General features: G+C 61.7%; 15 protein-coding genes. 7 read left to right on the forward strand and 8 right to left on the reverse strand.

The window, feature by feature from the left end; genetic code table 11:
- Window positions 1–8 precede the first annotated feature (8 nt).
- Window positions 9–1,649, forward strand: coding sequence for a chaperonin GroEL (gene groL / locus VKT51_11175; protein ID HLJ84726.1), 1,641 nt, complete (start codon window positions 9–11; stop codon window positions 1,647–1,649).
- A gap of 83 nt (window positions 1,650–1,732) precedes the next feature.
- On the opposite strand, the gene VKT51_11180 is transcribed toward groL, so the two are convergent.
- Complete coding sequence (locus VKT51_11180) at window positions 1,733–2,899, reverse strand: hypothetical protein (protein HLJ84727.1); 1,167 nt, start codon at window positions 2,897–2,899, stop codon at window positions 1,733–1,735.
- A 137-nt stretch (window positions 2,900–3,036) separates the two neighbouring features.
- On the opposite strand from VKT51_11180, the gene VKT51_11185 reads away from it, so the two are divergent.
- Window positions 3,037–3,546 (forward strand): GNAT family N-acetyltransferase, encoded by a 510-nt coding sequence (locus VKT51_11185; protein ID HLJ84728.1) that lies wholly within the window; start codon window positions 3,037–3,039, stop codon window positions 3,544–3,546.
- A 30-nt stretch (window positions 3,547–3,576) separates the two neighbouring features.
- On the opposite strand, the gene VKT51_11190 is transcribed toward VKT51_11185, so the two are convergent.
- The 3 genes from VKT51_11190 to VKT51_11200 form a co-directional block, all read right to left on the reverse strand.
- Entirely contained in the window at window positions 3,577–4,869 is a 1,293-nt protein-coding gene (locus VKT51_11190; GenBank protein ID HLJ84729.1) for a hypothetical protein, read from the reverse strand.
- Window positions 4,870–4,886: 17 nt separating this feature from the next.
- Window positions 4,887–6,149, reverse strand: coding sequence for a hypothetical protein (locus VKT51_11195; GenBank protein ID HLJ84730.1), 1,263 nt, complete (start codon window positions 6,147–6,149; stop codon window positions 4,887–4,889).
- Window positions 6,150–6,310: 161 nt separating this feature from the next.
- Window positions 6,311–6,793: a DUF2721 domain-containing protein gene (locus tag VKT51_11200; protein HLJ84731.1), complete on the reverse strand. Its 483-nt coding sequence runs from the start codon at window positions 6,791–6,793 to the stop codon at window positions 6,311–6,313.
- A 169-nt stretch (window positions 6,794–6,962) separates the two neighbouring features.
- Between VKT51_11200 and VKT51_11205 the strand changes: the two genes are divergently transcribed.
- Window positions 6,963–7,853: a DUF4097 family beta strand repeat-containing protein gene (locus tag VKT51_11205; protein ID HLJ84732.1), complete on the forward strand. Its 891-nt coding sequence runs from the start codon at window positions 6,963–6,965 to the stop codon at window positions 7,851–7,853.
- A 97-nt stretch (window positions 7,854–7,950) separates the two neighbouring features.
- On the opposite strand, the gene VKT51_11210 is transcribed toward VKT51_11205, so the two are convergent.
- Complete coding sequence (locus VKT51_11210) at window positions 7,951–10,194, reverse strand: hypothetical protein (GenBank protein HLJ84733.1); 2,244 nt, start codon at window positions 10,192–10,194, stop codon at window positions 7,951–7,953.
- 204 nt (window positions 10,195–10,398) lie between these two features.
- On the opposite strand from VKT51_11210, the gene ppk1 reads away from it, so the two are divergent.
- Entirely contained in the window at window positions 10,399–12,468 is a 2,070-nt protein-coding gene (gene ppk1, locus VKT51_11215; GenBank protein ID HLJ84734.1) for a polyphosphate kinase 1, read from the forward strand.
- Window positions 12,461–13,384 carry an NUDIX hydrolase gene (locus VKT51_11220; GenBank protein ID HLJ84735.1) on the forward strand — a complete coding sequence of 308 codons (924 nt, stop codon included), beginning with the start codon at window positions 12,461–12,463 and terminating at the stop codon, window positions 13,382–13,384. Before ppk1 ends, VKT51_11220 begins: the two co-directional genes overlap by 8 nt.
- A 186-nt stretch (window positions 13,385–13,570) precedes the next feature.
- Here VKT51_11220 and VKT51_11225 read toward each other — a convergent pair whose 3' ends face one another.
- The 3 genes from VKT51_11225 to VKT51_11235 all read right to left on the reverse strand — a co-directional run bounded on the left by VKT51_11225 (window position 13,571) and on the right by VKT51_11235 (window position 14,642).
- Complete coding sequence (locus tag VKT51_11225; protein ID HLJ84736.1) at window positions 13,571–13,708, reverse strand: hypothetical protein; 138 nt, start codon at window positions 13,706–13,708, stop codon at window positions 13,571–13,573.
- Window positions 13,709–14,058: 350 nt separating this feature from the next.
- The gene (gene mazF, locus VKT51_11230) at window positions 14,059–14,409 is read right to left on the reverse strand and encodes an endoribonuclease MazF (protein HLJ84737.1); all 351 of its coding nucleotides are present in this window, start codon (window positions 14,407–14,409) and stop codon (window positions 14,059–14,061) included.
- On the reverse strand, window positions 14,406–14,642 hold the full coding sequence (locus tag VKT51_11235) for an AbrB/MazE/SpoVT family DNA-binding domain-containing protein (GenBank protein ID HLJ84738.1): 237 nt from the start codon (window positions 14,640–14,642) through the stop codon (window positions 14,406–14,408). Before VKT51_11235 ends, mazF begins: the two co-directional genes overlap by 4 nt.
- A 296-nt stretch (window positions 14,643–14,938) precedes the next feature.
- Here VKT51_11235 and VKT51_11240 point away from each other — a divergent pair, with 296 nt between their 5' ends.
- Both VKT51_11240 and lon read left to right on the forward strand, forming a co-directional pair.
- A complete protein-coding gene (locus VKT51_11240; GenBank protein ID HLJ84739.1) occupies window positions 14,939–15,379 on the forward strand; it encodes an Hsp20/alpha crystallin family protein in 441 nt (146 codons plus the stop codon).
- On the forward strand, window positions 15,379–17,787 hold the full coding sequence (lon, locus tag VKT51_11245; protein HLJ84740.1) for an endopeptidase La: 2,409 nt from the start codon (window positions 15,379–15,381) through the stop codon (window positions 17,785–17,787). Before VKT51_11240 ends, lon begins: the two co-directional genes overlap by 1 nt.
- Window positions 17,788–17,900 lie beyond the last annotated feature (113 nt).

Here is a 17,900-nt window from a genome sequence, read left to right on the forward strand (position 1 = left end):
GAACACACATGGCTGCTAAAGAATTACTCTTCGACGAGAACGCGCGCCGCGCGCTCGAGCGCGGTGCCAACGCTCTCGCCGATGCCGTCAAGGTGACGCTCGGCCCCAAAGGCCGCTACGTCGTCATCGACAAGAAGTTCGGCTCGCCGACGATCACCAACGACGGCGTGACCATCGCGAAAGAGATCGAGCTCACCAACCACTTCGAGAACATGGGCGCGCAGCTCGTGAAGGAAGTGGCGAGCAAGACCAACGACATCGCCGGCGACGGCACCACCACCGCCACGGTGCTCGCGCAAGCGATCATCCGCGAAGGCCTGCGCAACGTCACCGCCGGCTCGAACCCGCTTGCCATCAAGCGCGGCATCGAGAAGGCCGTTGAAGCGGCAGTCGCCGAGCTCAAGAAGATGTCGCGCAAGGTCGAGACCAAAGCCGACATCTCACAAGTCGCATCCATCTCCGCCAAAGATAAGGCCATCGGCGACATCGTTGCCGACGCGATGGAGAAAGTCACGAAAGACGGCGTCATCACCGTCGAAGAGTCGCGCACGACGAAGACCGAGCTCGAACTCAAAGAAGGCATGCAGTTCGACAAGGGCTACATCTCGCCGTACATGGTGACGGACCCGGAGCGCATGGAAGCCGTGCTGCAGGATCCGTACATCCTCATCACCGAGCGCAAGGTCTCGGCCATCGCCGACATCCTTCCGCTGCTCGAGAAGGTAGTGCAGGTCCAGCGTCCGCTCGTCGTCATCGCAGAAGATGTCGAGGGTGAAGCGCTCGCCACGCTCGTCGTCAACAAGCTGCGCGGCACGTTCACGTGCGTCGCGGTCAAGGCGCCCGGCTTCGGCGATCGCCGCAAAGAGATGCTCAAGGACATCGCGATCCTCACCGGCGGCACCGTGATCTCTGAAGAGCTCGGACTGAAGCTCGACAAAGTCACGATCAACGAGCTTGGCAAAGCCAAGACCGTCAAGATCACCAAAGAAGACACGACGATCGTCGACGGCGCCGGCAAGAAGGAAGAGATCAAAGGCCGCATCGAGCAGATCAAGCGCCAGATCGAAGACACCGATTCCGATTTCGATCGCGAGAAGCTCCAAGAGCGCCTCGCCAAGTTGTCGGGCGGCGTCGCGGTCATCCAGGTCGGCGCAGCAACCGAGACCGAGCTCAAAGAGAAGAAGCACCGCATGGAAGACGCGGTCTCAACGGCTCGCTCGGCTGTTGAAGAGGGCATGCTGCCGGGCGGCGGCGCTGCACTCATCCACGCGCTCAAGGGTCTCGACCAAGCGAAGGCCGGACATCCGGACGAGCAGGTCGGCATCAACATCGTGCGCCGCGCGCTCGAAGAGCCGCTGCGTCAGATCGCCGAGAACGGCGGCTACGAAGGTTCTGTCGTGGTGCAGAAGGTCAAGACGCTCGACAGCAACCACGGCTTCAACGCCGAGAACGCAGAGTACGGCGACATGTTCAAGATGGGCATCGTGGACCCGCTTAAGGTCACGCGCTCGGCCCTCGAGAACGCCGCGTCGATCGCTGCGCTCCTGCTCACCACCGAGACGCTGATCTCCGAGAAGCCGGAAGAGAAGAAGAACGGCGGCGGCGGGATGCCCGGCGGCGGCGGCATGGGCGGCTACGACATGATGTAATCCCCGCGTGGGGACAACGGAGAAACAAGAAGGCCGGCGCAATGCCGGCCTTCTCTTTCTTTTTGAATGTCCTCTCGGACATCTCACTTGCAGCGCGTTAACGTCGCGTACGTTATGAGGTCGTCACCCTCTGAAGGCAGCGCCGATCCGACGGCCCAGACGCCGCGCGCGGCGTGAAAAAGCCCAGCCGGTTCGGACTGAAGCCCATTTGCGGCCGTCGCAATGACCGACCACGAAGAACCGTCGAAGTGCTCGAGAAACGGCAGTTCTGAATTGGTGACAAGCGTTGGGTTGTAGTGACCCGCAATCCAAACGTTTGAGGGCGACAGCTCCTCCACGCTGGTGAGAAAGACGCCTTGCAGCTCCGGCAGGTCCAACACGGTCCACGTCGATCCGTTCCAGTGCTCGACGAAGCTGCGAAGGTGTCTACCGTAGTGAAAGTTGACGACGCCGCCAACCCACACGTCCGAGTTATTTGTGGCCGCAACCGACGTCAATATGCCGCTCGTGACGGCGCTCCGTACTATTGTCCATTCGCGCCCGGTCCACCGTTCAACCAGAGGTCGATTGGAGTAGTCGCGCTTTTCGTCTGAGCCAACAGCCCACGCGCTTCCGTCCGGGAGGGAAACGACCGAATTCAGTTCACCAACCCCGGGATCCTGATCGACCGGCACCTGTTCCGATACCCAACGCGACCCTTTCGGTTGCCACCGCATTGCTATAGGAAAGGCGCAACCCGCTGGCACGCGGCAATTCGGAGGGTACGTGAAGAGCCCAACTGCCCAGACGCTCTCTGGATCACCCGCGACGCTCGATACCGCAAGCAGATCGTTAAACGAATTGCTCGGGATCAGCGTCCATGTGACGCCGTTCCAGTGTTCCGCGAGCTGCCTCGAAGAACCGCAACCGCTAGAGCACCACGTTCCAACCGCCCACGCATCGTTGCGTGAAACCGCGGTGACACTGTCGAGATTGTCGGACGTGGAGCCGCGAACATTTGGGCTGGGCACGATCGCCCACGAATTGCCGGTATAGTGCTCAATGAGCGTCAGAGACGTAGGGGAAACGTATGAGCCTCCAACCGCCCACACGTCGCTATCGCCCGATCCGCCAACGCCGGAAAGGGTTGCGTCGGTCGACGCGACGGTCGGAGTCGCCACAAGCGCGGATGTGCACGATGCGAATGACGGCAAGGGAATAGCAAAGACGACGGTTGCCGTCGCCGCGACCGCTCGGATGGCTTTATTCACGGTGACCCCCAATTTGAACATCGGGGCGCGAGCATATCGCATCCCGATAATGCGCCGAGGCTTCTCGCCACCTACGGAGATGTTCCTAGCATCTCGAAGCCAAATGCTATGCGGCTTCTCATATGCAACCGGACGAAATGAACGAAATCACTGTCGAAGCCGTCGGATCACTTACAGACGAAGTTCGAGCGCTGATCGGTGAACTCGATCAGACGCTCGCGCGCGAGTATTCGGCCGAGCAACAACACGGCTTGCGACCCGAGGCGATCTTCCAACCGCACGTGCGCTTCTTTCTCGCTCGCCTCGATGGTGTTGCTGTGGGCTGCGGCGGCGTCGCGTTGTTCGAAGATTTCGCCGAGGTCAAGCGCATGTACGTCCGCGATTCCGTGCGCGGTCAGGGTATCGGGCGCGCGCTACTTTTGCGCATCGAGTCGGCGGCGATCGAAGGCGGCCATGACGAGTTGCGCTTGGAGACCGGCGACAAACAGCTCGCCGCGATTCGGCTGTACGAGCGGGCCGGATTTCAGCGTTGCGCCGCGTTTCACGATTACAAATCGATGGCGCCGAGTGCGATTGCGACGAGCCTTTTCTTTGAAAAGCATCTGACCGGCACGAATATCGCTGAGCCAAAAAAAGACGGGCCGTAGTCAGTACGGCCCGTCGTTTCTCGTGATCCGTTATCGTCTCGGTTCTGACGTTCTCGCTCCAACTGCTCCAGTCACGGTGACGGAGACCGCCGCGCTATTGCCGATGGCGTCGCTTACCGTTATCGTGCATTTTCCATCCGCGACAGAAGTCACGACAAACGTGTTCGCCGGAGTTCCTTGCGCGACTGTCGCGACGGATGTGTTGGAACTGGCTGCCGTCCAAGCGCTCGCGCTCTTCTCGGTGACGGTGATATTCTGCATCGAACCTAGCGAGGTAAACGTGAGGTTCTTCGGAGCGACGGAGATGGTCTTGATGATGTAGACGTCGATCTTGCCGGCAGAATCCACCGCCCAGACGTTGCCGTCCGGACCGCTGGCGATGCCGTAGTCGAACGCGTAGTTCGTGGGAGGAAGATAAATGTTCAACGTCGTTTGACCGATATTGAACTCCGCTATAGCATTGCCAGACCCAAACGCAAACCAAGGATTTCCGTCAGGGCCCACTGTCATGCCCGATGGATATTGCGGCGCAGACGGCACAAAATACGAGGTCGTGTTTCCGCCCGGCGTCAAACGGACGAGTGTATCGTTTGTGCAAATGGTCCAGAGATTGCCGTCTGACGGGGCCACGAGTCCGTTCGGTGTGCAGGGAATTCGGTATGCGACAATGTCGCCGGTCTCTGGATCGACGTCGTCGACAACGTTTGAGCCGGAATCGCTGACCCAGACATCGCCGTTAGGTCCTGCCGCAACAGCCCCTTCAGAGTTGCCCGTTTCGCCATTGGGGTATGGATATTCGGTAATTACTCCGCTCGGAGTAATCCGCCCGATATGGGCAAGCTCCGCGAACCAGATGTTGCCATCTGGTCCAAGCGCCGGATTGCCGTCGTACATCCGGTCACCGCTTGGGATCGCGACCGTCGAGAACGAGCCCGATGTGGTAGCTATGCCGATTTTGGCCTGACCGTACAGACCCATGTAGAATTTTCCATCGCTGCCAACTGCGATGCCGATCGGCCCCGCGGACGGTAGAGGAAATGCGTGTGTGGCACCGCTCATCGTCATCTTGATAAGGTCCGAGTCGGAGTAGTCCGTGTACCACATGTTGCCGTCCGGTCCGGCGACGATGCCCTGCTCCTGGGGCCCGCTGGCACCGCCCCATTTGAACTGCGTCCAATTCACCGGCGTCTTACCGGACTGAAGTACTCCCGGTCGCGCGCCTTGAGCCATTGTGTGACCCGGTATTCCCGTCAGTCCCTGATGGCCGCCGCAGCCGGCGAGGACGACGAACGCCGCGGCCGCGAGAGCGAATCGCTTGATCATGTCGTTACCTTTCCAGCTCATTGCACAACGACGTGCACGGCGAAGCTATTGCCAATGGCATCGGTGACGACGACCTTTGTGGTTCCAGCGCCAACCGATGTGATGTTGAAGACCGAATGATTCGAAGTGGTCGCGACTGTCGCAACGGCCGTGTTGTTGCTGACGGCGGTCCAGGTTGTCGTGCCCTTCTCGGTCACGGTAACGCTTTGCATCTGGCCCGTCCCCGTAAACTTGAGACTTGCCGGACTGACGCCGATGATGTTAAGGATATAGACGTTTATGCCGCCGACGTTGTCCACCGACCATATGTTGCCGTCAGGTCCGGTGACGAGCGCTTGTTCCGCGCCATAGTTTGTCGGCGGATAGTAGACCGTGACCGTGTTGGTTTTTGTGGCAAATTCCGCTATGTTATTGCTGAAGAACGGAATGAACCACGGGTTGCCATCCGGTCCCTTTACAATTGTCTCTGGACTGTTTGGAGCGGATTCGCCCACATAGTAGAGAGTTGAAACGCCCGACGTGGTTACCTTCGCGATGTAGGGCGAGCAGTTTATCCAAAGATTGCCGTCAGATGCAGCCGCGATATCTGTGGGAGAACAGCCGAGGGGATAGTTGGTCATCGCGCCGGTCGACGGCACGATCTTGTCGACAGAGCCGGGGCTGTATTCAACCGCCCAGATATTTCCATCAGGCCCAGCTGCGAGGTTTGCATAGGGGTTTGAGGTGCTGCCGCCAGCATACGCATATTCGGTGATAGTGCCGGACGTCGTGATCTTCCCGACATGACCATATTCGCCGAACCAAATGTTGCCATCTGATCCGAGAGTGAGGCCCGCGGTACCGAATGTGTCACCGCTCGGAGCGGTGTGCGTCTTCACCACGCCGCCCGGCGTCACAACTCCCACAACGGTTGTCGATGCGGAATAATTAAGCGTGTAGAAATTACCGTCCGATCCGACCGCCAGTCCTTCGGGGGAGAATGCGAGCGCGATCGATTGCGTGTGCCCAGTCATCGTCATCTTGATCAGTTTTGCGTCGCTAAGATCGGTGTACCAGACGTTGTTGTCAGGTCCTACGACAATGTCGGGTAGCGTCGCGGAGTTCAAACCGCCCCAAGCGAACGTCCGCCACTGAACCGGAACTTCGCCGGACTGGCGTACTAACGGTCCGCCGCTGTGCAACGGGCCTTGCTGCGAACCGCCGATCGGAATCGAACTCCGGCTCGAGCAGCCGCTCGCACAAAGCGCGCACACGCCAAATACTAGGAGAATCTTTCGCATAAGAGCTCCTCTTCAAATGCCGAAATGCCCCGCTCGTCAGAGACGCCGGGGTCTACGCGGTACGTGCGTGCGCTGACGCCTACCTGCAGATGTTATGTAAGCTTCTTACAGCGTAGCGGCTATGTACGGACCGTTCGTGTCCGGTTGGGCGCGAACGCGGTTTACGGCTCGAGCTCGCGCGCGTGATACTGTCGCACTTCCTCGCGCAGCGTGCCCGCTGAGATGTTCACCTCCACGACGATCGTCGCGGTGGCGACGAACAACACGAATCCGCCGAGGATGACGATGATCGGCCCCGCGTACGGGTATCGGTCGCCTAAGATCTGATTGAGTGCGATGATCAGACTCGCCAACAAGAACATCGCGATCGCAAGATAGTAGCCGCCCAGTGCGCGTCTCGCAAGTTCGGCGCGACGAACCTGCACGTCGAGCCGCTCGCCGATGATCGACGCGGCCTTCATATTGCCAGCGCGGTGGAACAGATCGCCTTCGACGATCAACTGGCGCGTGCGATCCACGGTACGTGCAAGCCGCACGAGCGTCGAATTGGCAAGGGACCCGGCTGCGAGGATGAGGATAGCCGGTGTCAGCATGGCCGAGATGACGGCCAAAGCCGGGTTCGGCGTGCCTAAAGCGCTGCCCATGGCCCGCAGTTAGCCCTACGCGGCCGCCGCCCTGCGGGCGCCAGGGCCTGAAACTAACGGGCCGCGAAACGGTACTACTGAACATGAGGCGGGGCAACCGATGCCTGCCATACGAGAGCCCGCAGTAGGGCGAACAGCGGTCGCCCACCGCCCACGCAGGAGCGCACGTATGTCCCGAGTCGTCATCGTCGTCATCGTTCTTGTCGTGTTGGCAATCGCGCTTTCGCACGTGCCGTCGGCGCCGAATTTCGCATTCGCGTCGTGGCCGCACGACGGCGTGACGGAGAAATCCCAAGGATCGTATCGTTTCGCGCCGCAGGGCACGCTACAGATCAGCGACGCGAGCGGCGACGTCACGATCCACGGCTCCGACAGCAACGTGAGCACGATCGACATCACGGTCACCAAACACGCCGACAACCGATCGCAGCTCGAACAGCTCGTGCCGCAAATCGGCGCGTACAACGGCGGCGTCGCGATCGAATCGCAGTACCCGAGCATGTGCATGAACTGCGACATCTCGTACACGATTGACGTGCCGCGAAGCGCGCAGGTCGCTGTCAGTGACGACAGCGGCGATGTGAAGATCACGGGCACGAACGGCATCATCACCGTCAAGGCTTCGAGCGGCGGAGTCACGCTCGAAGACGACAGCGGCCCCACGAGCGTTGATCTCGACAGCGGCGACGCATCGTTGACCGACGTGACAGGCACAGTTCGGGTCGCCAATTCATCAGGCGACATCGACGCGAGCGGTCTTGAGAATAGCGTCGATTTCGTCAGCTCGTCGGGTGATATCAAGGCCAACTATGCGCGGTTTGACGGCGTGAGCACGGTGCACATGCAGGCGCATAGCGGTTCGATCGAACTAAAGCTGCCTTCAGGCGCCGGCGCGAAGATCAGCGCATCGACTTCGAACGGCAGCCTTGATTCTGATATACTGCCGGTTCACGAGAACGATTCGGGCGCCGATGCGAGCGGAACGATCGGCGACGGCCACGCGACCGTGAACGTGACCACCGATAGCGGCGACATCTCGATCAACGGCCACTCCTCATAACATCCGGGATTGAATCGCGCAAAAGGGCCGACTCGCGTCGGCCCCGTCAAATAAAAGGGCCGACTTGCGTCGGCCCCTTCGATTTATCCCTAACGTGTCAGAACGGCGGGAGCGAAGACGTCTGCACGACGCGTTCGTCGTGGAATCCAGTGACGCTCACCTGGACGTAGACGTCGCCGTGGTAGCCGCGCGGCAGCGGCAAGAGCAGCCGCGAACGCATGCCGCGGACGCCGCCTTGCGCGATCAAGGTCCCGCGCGCGTCGGTCAACTGAACAGCGGCGTTTGCTTGCGCGTACGACGCCCACGCGATCACGACGGCGCGGCCAAGCCGCGTGTACGTCGCGTCGACCGAGTCGATTTCCGGCAGCGCGCTGCGATCGATCGGCGCAGGACGCGGGGCAACCTTTCGGGCGATCGCGCGCGGCGACAACACCGCAAAGCTGCCCGGCGCTGCCGTGGCCGGCGATGCTTGAACAGGCTTCGTCTGCGCTACGGGTTTGGCTGTCGCTTGAACTGCCGGCGTCGGCACGGGCGCCGCTGAAGGCGCGACTTTTACCGGCGTCGCGGACTTCGCTTTTGCGTTCGCGGAATTCGAGCGCGCGGGCTGCGACTTGTGCGCAAGCGATGCTTGCCCTACGACGGGTTTGGAATCGGACTGCGATGCGGGTGCAGCCGCCGGTGCGGCGGCAACCGCAGCCGGTGCCGAGACTTGCGCTGTGTCCGTCGGTGCATGCGGCCGCGAGATGAGCACGATCAGCGCCAACGCGACCACGCCGCCCGCAACCCAGAGGCTGCCGCGCCCGATCGGCACTTTCGGCTTCTCCGGTTGCGTGGTGATCGGATGATAGATCGAGTGGGATCCCGTGATGACGACGGAGCCGTCGAGATCGCCCGCGACCAACGAGCCGGTTGAAGCGTGCGCGGGGTCGTCGTGCAGCGAGAGGCCGGTCTGCGGTCGGACGGCGGCGGCGGTAACTGCACCCATCTGGAACGCAGGATGGTAGCCTTCGAAATTCTTTTCGACGTCGCTCTTGATGTCGCGCACCGATTTATGGACATCCGCATGCTCGACAGCCGGCGCCGGCCGCATGTCTTCGCGGTAGTCAGAAATTCGCTGTTCGAGCGGCGTCGTCGGCGCGGGTGAGGGCGGCGGCGCAGGCGGCGCGGCGGATGCCGCGATCTCCGCGGGCTGCGGCGCAGAAGCGGGAAGCTCTAACGGTAACGCCATGACGAGCGACTGCGGTGCATCCGATTGCTGCGCGGCAGCTTGCGGCGGCACGGCGACTTGCGTCGGCGCGGCAACTTGCTGCTGCCCCGAATCTTTCTTTTCGATAGAATCGTTTCGTTGCGCCGCATCCTTCGCGGGCGCCGAGCCATTCGTCGGCGCGGCATCGCTCGCGGCCGCGGAAGTTTTCGCAGACGCCGCGTTTTTCGCGGGCGCGGAATCTTTCGAAACCGCGGCATCCTTCGCGGGCGCGGAGTCCTTCGCGGGCGTCTCAGCGGCTTTGGCGACGCCGTTCTTCGAGATCTGAGCCGCGACTGCGGGCCGACTGACGTCGGCCGCTTCGGCAGGGATCCTTTCGGCAGGGGTCCGTTCGGCAGAGGGTTTCGGCGCGTCGGTGTTCGCTGCGGGCTGCGGTGCCGCGCTCGGAACAAACGCCGGTGCACTTGCACGCCGCTCGACGAATGGCGATTTGTCCGCGCGATCCAACAGATCTCCCGCCGCGCGCTGCACGACATCCCAGACCATGCGCGTGCTGCGCCGTCCTTGCGAAACGGCGACGGACGCCTCGATGGCGCGCGGATGATTCCATCCTTCGTTATCGCGTTTGGCGCGATCCCAACGGATCGGCAATTCGAGCATCGCGGTGGCGCCCGGCTCGAGCCAGACCGGCTCGTGTTTCGGGAACGTCAGCGCCGGATGCGCCGTGAAGTCGGGTGTGAAATCGTCGGCGGTGCCGCTCAAACTGCGGATGTTGCAATACAGGATGAAGCCGCGCAGCACGCCCTCTTCAACGATAGGCTCTTTCCACGAGAGCACCAGCGTGGCGTCGGTGCTTGCGCCCGAGACCAGCTCGCGCTCGATCGTGCTCAATGTCTGACCGGCCGCGTCCTTGACCGTGATCACGGCCTTGCGATCGCGCGGCAGCTGGGCGTCGGCCCCGAAGGTCACGGCGACTGTGCGGGTCTCATGCGCCTGGAGGGTGAGCGACTGGGGCTTGACGGATGCGGTCTCGAGGTGCGACGCAACTGTGACGCGGCACAAAACCGCTCGGTCTGTGTCGTTGTGCACTTGTAGGTCGTATGTGGAAGCCGTCCCTGGCGTGATGTACCAGCGCACGGACTTATCAGCGGAATCTACGGTTAAATTCTTTGCCATTTGCTTGCTCGCTAAGTCGTGTTATCGTCAGAACCACGCGGTTTCCGCATCATCCAGGGTGGGACGCGCAAGCGAGCGAATCCCCAAAATCGGACGCCTCTATGCCCCCTCGAAACCAGAGTCATACGACCGTCCGTTCGTATAGGACAAGGACAACTACAAAACGTGACCGGGAACCTGAACCGCGAGCTATCCTGGCTGGATTTTAACGCCCGCGTCTTGGCGCTTGCCGAAAACGACCGCCTGCCGCTGCTCGAGCGCGCACGCTTCCTGGCCATCTGCAGTCAGAATCTCGACGAGTTCTTCCAAGTGCGCGTGGGCGGTCTCAAAGTGCAGATCAGCGCCGGCGAAAGCGCGACGTCCGCCGCTGCCGTCACGCCGCAATCGCAGCTGGTCGAGATCCGGCCGCGCGTCGAAGAGCTCGTCACGCGAGCCGCACGCGCCTTTGAAGATTCGATCGTGCCCGCGCTCGCGCAAGCCGAGATCGCCATCGTGCCGTTCGCCGCGCTCGACCAAGCCGAACGCGAACACATGTCGTCGGTCTTCGCCGATCAGATCTTCCCGGTGCTCACGCCGCTCGCCGTGGATCCCGCGCATCCGTTTCCGTACATCTCCAACCTGAGCTTGAATCTTGCGGTCGTGATCGCAGCGGAGGGGGACGAGCCGCGCATCGCCCGCATCAAAGTGCCGGGCTCGCTGCCGCGCTTCGTGCCGACGCAGCGCAACCGCTCGAACTTGAGCGATGTCGGACGGTTCGTGCCGCTCGAGCAAGTCATCGCCGCGCATCTCGACGCGCTCTTCCCCGGCGTGCAGATCTTGGGCACGCACCTCTTCCGCGTCACGCGCAACGCCGACATCGCGCTCGAAGACGAAGCCGAAGATCTGCTCGCGGCCGTCGAAGAAGTTCTGCGCCTGCGCCGCCGCTCACCGCACGCCGTGCGCTTGGAGATCGCCCCGGGCATGACGCCCACCGTGCGCGCGTTGCTGCTCGACGAACTCGAAATCGAATCGTCCGACGTCTACGTGGTGCCGGGCACGCTCGATCTCGGTTCGCTCTGGAGCATGTACGCGCTGCGCCGCCCCGAGTTAAAGTTCGACCCGTGGATGCCCGTGACGCCGCCGCGCCTCGTACCCGCAGAACCGGATCGCCCGGTCGATTTCTTCCGCGTGCTCGGCAACGGCGACGTGCTGCTGCACCATCCGTACGACTCGTTCGCCAAATCCGTGGAAGCGTTCATCGACCAAGCGGCGCGCGATCCGAACGTCATGGCGATCAAGCAGACCATCTACCGCACGTCGGGCGGCGAAAGCCGCATCATCAAATCGCTGATCCGCGCGGCCGAAGCCGGCAAGCAAGTCGTGGTGGTGGTGGAAGTGACCGCGCGCTTCGATGAAGCGGCGAACATCGAGTGGGCGCGCGCGTTGGAGCAAGCCGGCGCGCATGTCGTCTACGGCATCGTCGGCCTGAAGACGCACGCGAAGCTGCTGCTCGTCGTGCGGCGCGAAGAAGGCGGCCTGCGCCGCTACACGCACGCCAGCACCGGCAACTACAATCCGAAGACGGCGGAACTGTACGAAGACATCGGGCTTTTGTCCGCCGATCCCGTGCTCGGCAACGACGTAGCGGAAGTCTTCAATTACCTCACCGGGTATTCGAAGCAGAGCGAATACGACAAATTGCTCGTCTCGCCGGTCGGCTTGCGCCGCCGCCTGAACGACATGATCCGTGCGCAGGCAAAGCCCGGCGGCGAGATCGTCATCAAGATCAATCATCTCACCGATCCGGAGATGATCGGCGTGCTGGAGTCGGCGTCGCAGGCGGGCGCGCGCATCGAGCTGATCGTGCGCGGCATGTGCTGCCTGCGGCCGGGCGTGCCGGGCGTCTCCGACAACATCCGCGTGCGGTCGGTGGTCGGGCGTTTTCTGGAGCACTCGCGCGTCTATCGCTTCGGACCGGCAGGCAGCGGCGCGGCGTACTACATCGGCTCAGCGGATCTCATGACGCGCAATCTCGACCGCCGCGTGGAGTCGCTCGTGCCGGTCGCCGACCCGGCGTTGCAGGCGCGGCTCGAAGACGTCCTGGCCGTCAACTTGACCCACGACGCCATCGCGTGGACGCTGCAACCGGACGGTTCGTGGCGGCGCATCAACGGCGATCACGGCGTGCCGAGCCAGCGCCGCTTCCAAGAGATCGCTCTGTCGCGCGTGCAGCGCCAGGCCGAGCCAGTTGGCTGAGCGCGTTCGGCAAGTCGACGCGCCCGTTCTCGCAGGCACGCGCCTCGTACGCGGCGCGGGCGGCGTGGTGTCGCGCTCGCTGCCCGGCGGCGCGGTCGAAATCGCGTTGGTGCATCGGCCGGGCTACGACGACTGGACGCTGCCCAAAGGCAAACTCGATCCCGGCGAGATCGAAGAGTACACGGCAGTCCGAGAGATAGAGGAAGAGACAGGCTTACGCTGCCGCTTGGAGCGTTGGCTCGGCACCACGCGCTATCTGGATCACAAAGGCCGGCGCAAGGTCGTGCACTATTGGCTCATGCGGCCGCTGTCCGGATTTTTTGCTCCGAACAAAGAGGTTGACGAACTGCGCTGGGTCGCGCCGCACAAAGCCGCCGATCTCATGACATACGAACACGATCGCGGTCTTTTGGGGCGGCTCGACGGCCGCATGGAATTGCCGCACCAACCGCATCTGCGCGCCGTCTATCTCGTTCGGCACGCCAAAGCCGGCGACCGCGAAGAGTGGGAGGGTCCTGACGAAATGCGGCCGCTCACCAAGAGCGGTCTGAAACAGGCCGAGACGTTGGCCGAGCGCTTAGCCGCATTTTCTGTCACGCGCATCATGTCGAGCCCGCACGTGCGCTGCCTGGAGACGGTCGAACCGATCGCGCGCCGCTTGGGGCTCCGCGTCGTGTTGTCCGACGCGCTTGCCGAGGGTTCGGATCCCGCGGCAGCGCGGGCGATCATCGACGAAGCCGCGCAAAGCTCCACCGTCTTGTGTTCGCACGGCGACATCATCGCCGGCGTCATGGAACATTTCGCAGAAGCGGGCGTCGTCTTGGAAGGCGAGCCGCGCTGGGAAAAAGGTTCCGTGTGGGCGCTGGAAACCGACGGCTCGCGCGTGCACGCGGCCCGCTCCATCCCCGCGCCCTGATCGTATTTTCTGAAGGGGCCGACGCCAGTCGGCCCTCCGTTCTGTCCCCTAAGGCGGTCTTGCGTAGATTAGATGCTCTAATCTACGCAAGAATTGCGTAGAATCGCACCGGGCAAGTCAATTTGAACCTACGCGGCCTCCGAACTTGGCGACCTGGCAAGTCCGCCCGGAAATGTTCTAGAACCGCTACGCGGTGACAGAAAAGGGCTGCATAGCATACGGATCAACGACCAGAACCGCATCTGCTTCCGATGGACCGGCGACGGCGCGGCCGGCGTCGAAATCGTTGACTATCACTGAAAGGATCGTTATGTCATCGACCATGAGGCTGGCGCCCGTAACGCCGGGTGAAATCCTTCTCGAGGAGTTCATGAAGCCGTCTGGTCTGAGCGCCAACGCGCTTGCCATCCGTCTGCGCGTGCCGGCGACGGAATCGCGGCGGTGCTAAACGGCCGACGCAAGATCACGCCGGAGACGGCGATGCGCCTTGGTGTGTTCTTCGCCACCAGCGCAAAGTTTTGGTTGAATCTGTAATCCGCGCACGATCTTCAAGTACTGGATGATCAGATTGGCGGCACAGTGGAACGCGACGTGCAACCGCTGGCTCTGCCATCTCGGAAGAAAGGATGGTCAAGATCAGCGACGAGGCGCGCATCGAGGTCGGATCTCTCTCGCTAGAGGCCGATCAGTTTTCCGATATTCTCGCAGACTTGATCGATGACGCCCGAGCTCACGCGGCCTTTGCGCGACGCGTTTCGCGCTCGCCAGTCAAGCGACGTTACTTGATCCGATAGAACTGCGCCGGTGACGTGTTGGTTTCCCAGGATCGGGACTTCGAATGGATAGCCTTTCGGTTGGCCCGTGATCGGACAGACGATTGCGAGTGACGTTTTCCCGTTATATTCGGCGGGTGACAACACGAGGGCTGGGCGTCGCCCGGCCTGCTCGTGACCCTTTTGCGGATCGAGCGTCAGCCAGACGATATCGCCGGCATCCGGGATGTCTCCCGCACGTGCGCGGGTCACCAAGCCTCGTTACCTACCGGACCTTCTGCGAACATCTCTCCGTGGAGGTTGTCAGGCGTGATCTGCGCGAGCATTTCTTTAAGACTTCTTCGGTGACGCGGTCGCAAGACGAGCCCTTGACCGGACGCCTCGACATCAAGTTCGTCACCTTCGTTCATCCGCGCCCGTTCAAGCATCTGCTTCGGCAGTCGAACCGCGAGGCTGTTTCCCCACTTGGAAATGAAGATCGTCAAGACGTCCGCTCCTCAATGTATATACTCGGTATATACAATTATGCGTATTCCCGGCAAGTACCTGCGTGGGATCTTTGAGAGTTCGTTCAGCCCGCGCACGTTAGAGATACAAGGCTTCTGATCGCGCCCCGATTCTCGCCGTAACTATCGCGAATTCGGCGCCTTCGTCAATATTTGTGCTCAAAGATCGACGGCTAGAGCGCTTGTGCGGAGCCGCCCCAACGTAGGCCGACATGAGGTCGGCCCCTTCAGGCCGAACGCATCCGTCCCCCCAAAACACGAGGAATACAGAGCCGATGTATCCCGACGATTTGTTCCGCGAATTTGACCGCATGTTCGCCGAGCTAAGCCTGCCGATGACGAGCCACGCGCGCCGCGGCTCGTTCAATCCGAACGCCGACGTGCAGCTCACCGACGGCGGCCGCACGGTGCTCGTGCGCGTGGAACTGGCCGGCGTGCTCAGCGACCACATCAAGCTCGTCGTGGAGGGCGCAACGCTCTACCTCGCCGGCGCCCGTGTAAACGACGCGCGCCGCGCCGACGCCATCTTGCAAAAGGAGATCGACTACGGCTACTTCCTCAAGAAGATCCAGCTCCCGTCCCCCGTCGCCGTCGGCGGCGCGAAAGCCGAGTACAACGACGGCATGCTGACCATTGTTCTGCCGATAGCCGCGGAGCGACGCATCGGTCGCGCCGACCGCACTGAGATCCGCATGATCTGCAAGGCGCGCGCCTGATGCCAAAGACCCCGCGCGAATCCAGCAACGTCCCGTCCGAACTCGCGATCCTGCCGCTGCAGGACGGCGTGCTGCTCCCGAACACCGTCATGCCGATGGCCGTGACCAAGCAGTGGGGCATCAAATTAGTAGAAGACGCGCTCAAAGCCGGCCTTCCGGTGGGCGTCGTCGCTTTGAAGGACCGCGATGCCTCACCGCCCGGTCCGGACGACGTGCATCTCGTCGGCACGGTCGCGATCATTCAGAAGATGATCAAGGTGCCCGACGGCACGCTGCGCTGCATCATCTCCGGCACGGTGCCGTTCCGCATCGAAGAGTTCAGCCAAGCGCAGCCGTATCTCGCCGCGCACGTCGAGCAGTTGGAAGAGATCACGCCCGAGTCCGACGAGCTCACCGCGCTCTCGCGCAACCTCGCAGGCCAGTACACGCGTCTGCTCGGCTACCTGCCGTCGGCGCCGAAAGAGCTGGAACTCGAAGTCAACAACATCAGCGATCCGAATCTGCTCTCGTACTTCGTCGCGTCCACCATGCGGCTGGACGTCGGCGATAAGCAGGCGGTGCTGGAAGAACGCAACACGCTCGAGCGCCTGAAGATGCTCACCGCGTTCTTGTCGCGCGAGCTGGATGTATTGGAACTGGGTCACAAGATCCAGACCGACATCCAAAAAGAGATGGACAAGAACCAGCGCGAGTACTACTTGCGCCAGCAGCTCAAAGCCATCCAAGACGAATTGGGCGAGACCGATCCCACGCAAGCCGACATCAAAGACCTGCGCGAGAAGATCGAAGCCGCCAAGATGCCTGAAGACGCGAACAAAGCGGCCATGCGCGAGCTGGACCGGCTCGGTAAAATCCCGTCCGCTAGTCCCGAGTACTCGGTGATCCGCACGTATTTGGATTGGCTGGTCACGCTGCCGTGGTCGGTGACGACGCAGGACAGCCTCGATATCGAAGAAGCACGCAAGATCCTAGACGAAGACCACTACGACCTAGAGAAAGTCAAAGACCGCATCCTCGAGTATCTGGCGGTGCGCAAGCTCAAGAACACCTTGTCCGGACCCATCTTGTGCTTCGTCGGGCCGCCCGGAGTGGGCAAGACGTCACTTGGTAAATCCATTGCGCGTGCGATGGGGCGCAAGTTCGTGCGCTTGTCCGTTGGCGGCGTGCGCGACGAAGCCGAGATCCGCGGCCACCGCCGCACCTACATCGGCGCGATGCCAGGTTCGTTCATCCGCGCCATCCGCGATTCGGGCTCGGCCAATCCGCTCATCATGATCGACGAGATCGATAAAGTCGGCGCCGATTTCCGCGGCGACCCGTCATCCGCGCTGTTGGAAGTGCTGGACCCGGAGCAGAACAACACGTTCCGCGATCATTACCTCGATCTGCCGTTCGACCTGAGCCGCGTGTTGTTCATCGCGACGGCCAACCAGTTGGATACGATCCAGCCGCCGCTGCTCGACCGCATGGAGATCATCCCTCTTGCCGGTTACACGCAGGCCGAGAAGATCGCAATCGCGCGCAAGTATTTGATCCCGAAGCAACTTGCTGCGAATGGTTTGACGGCGAAGAAATGCCGCATGACGACCGACGCGGTAGCCGAAATCGCGGGCAACTACACGCGCGAAGCCGGTGTGCGCAACCTCGAACGCGAGATCGCGACTGTTTTCCGCAAAATCGCGCGCAAAGTGGCGTCCAATCCGAAATTCACAGCAGTCGTCACCGCCAAGAACGTGCACGAGTACTTGGGCAAGCAGCGCTTCTTCGCGGAAGTCGCAAAGCGCACAGCGTCTAAGGGTGTCGCGACAGGCCTAGCAGTCACCTCGGTTGGCGGCGACATCTTGTTCGTCGAGTCTACGGTTATGCCGGGCTCCGGCAAGTTGACCTTAACCGGTCAACTCGGCGACGTCATGAAAGAATCTGCACAAGCTGCGCTGTCGTTTTTGCGCAGTCGCTCGAAAGAGCTTGGCCTGGACAAGAATTATTTCTCCAAGCATGACGTTCACATCCACGTGCCTGCCGGCGCGGTGCCGAAGGATGGCCCTTCAGCCGGAGTGGCTATGGCCACGTCACTTGCATCAGCCATGCTCAACAAGAAAGTTGATTCGGGCGTTGCCATGACCGGCGAAGTGACGCTGACAGGTCAAGTACTGCCAATCGGCGGCGTCAAAGAGAAGGTTCTCGCCGCTCGCCGCGCGGGGATCAAGCACATCATCTTGCCGCTCCGAAATGAAGCCGATGTCGTCGAAGACGTGCCGCCGGAAGTTCGCAAGGTGATGAAGTTTACGTACGCGGACGAGCTGTCGCAGGTCCTGAAAGCCGCGCTCGGCGAGAAACTGATTTCGCCGGCGGTCGTCGTCAACGGACGACGGAACGGTAACAAGCTGCCGGCAGCAGCGCGCCGCTGAGTACGATCTAAGCTCTTTATCACGCTATCGCGCATTCGGTTTTGAATCTAACCCGCAGATAGCGATTCCGGCGGTCGCTAAAGCGTCGAATTCCAGATCGCCTCTAAATTCGT

The organism is Candidatus Eremiobacteraceae bacterium (assembly GCA_035295225.1).
Taxonomy (GTDB): Bacteria; Vulcanimicrobiota; Vulcanimicrobiia; order Eremiobacterales; family Eremiobacteraceae; genus JABCYQ01.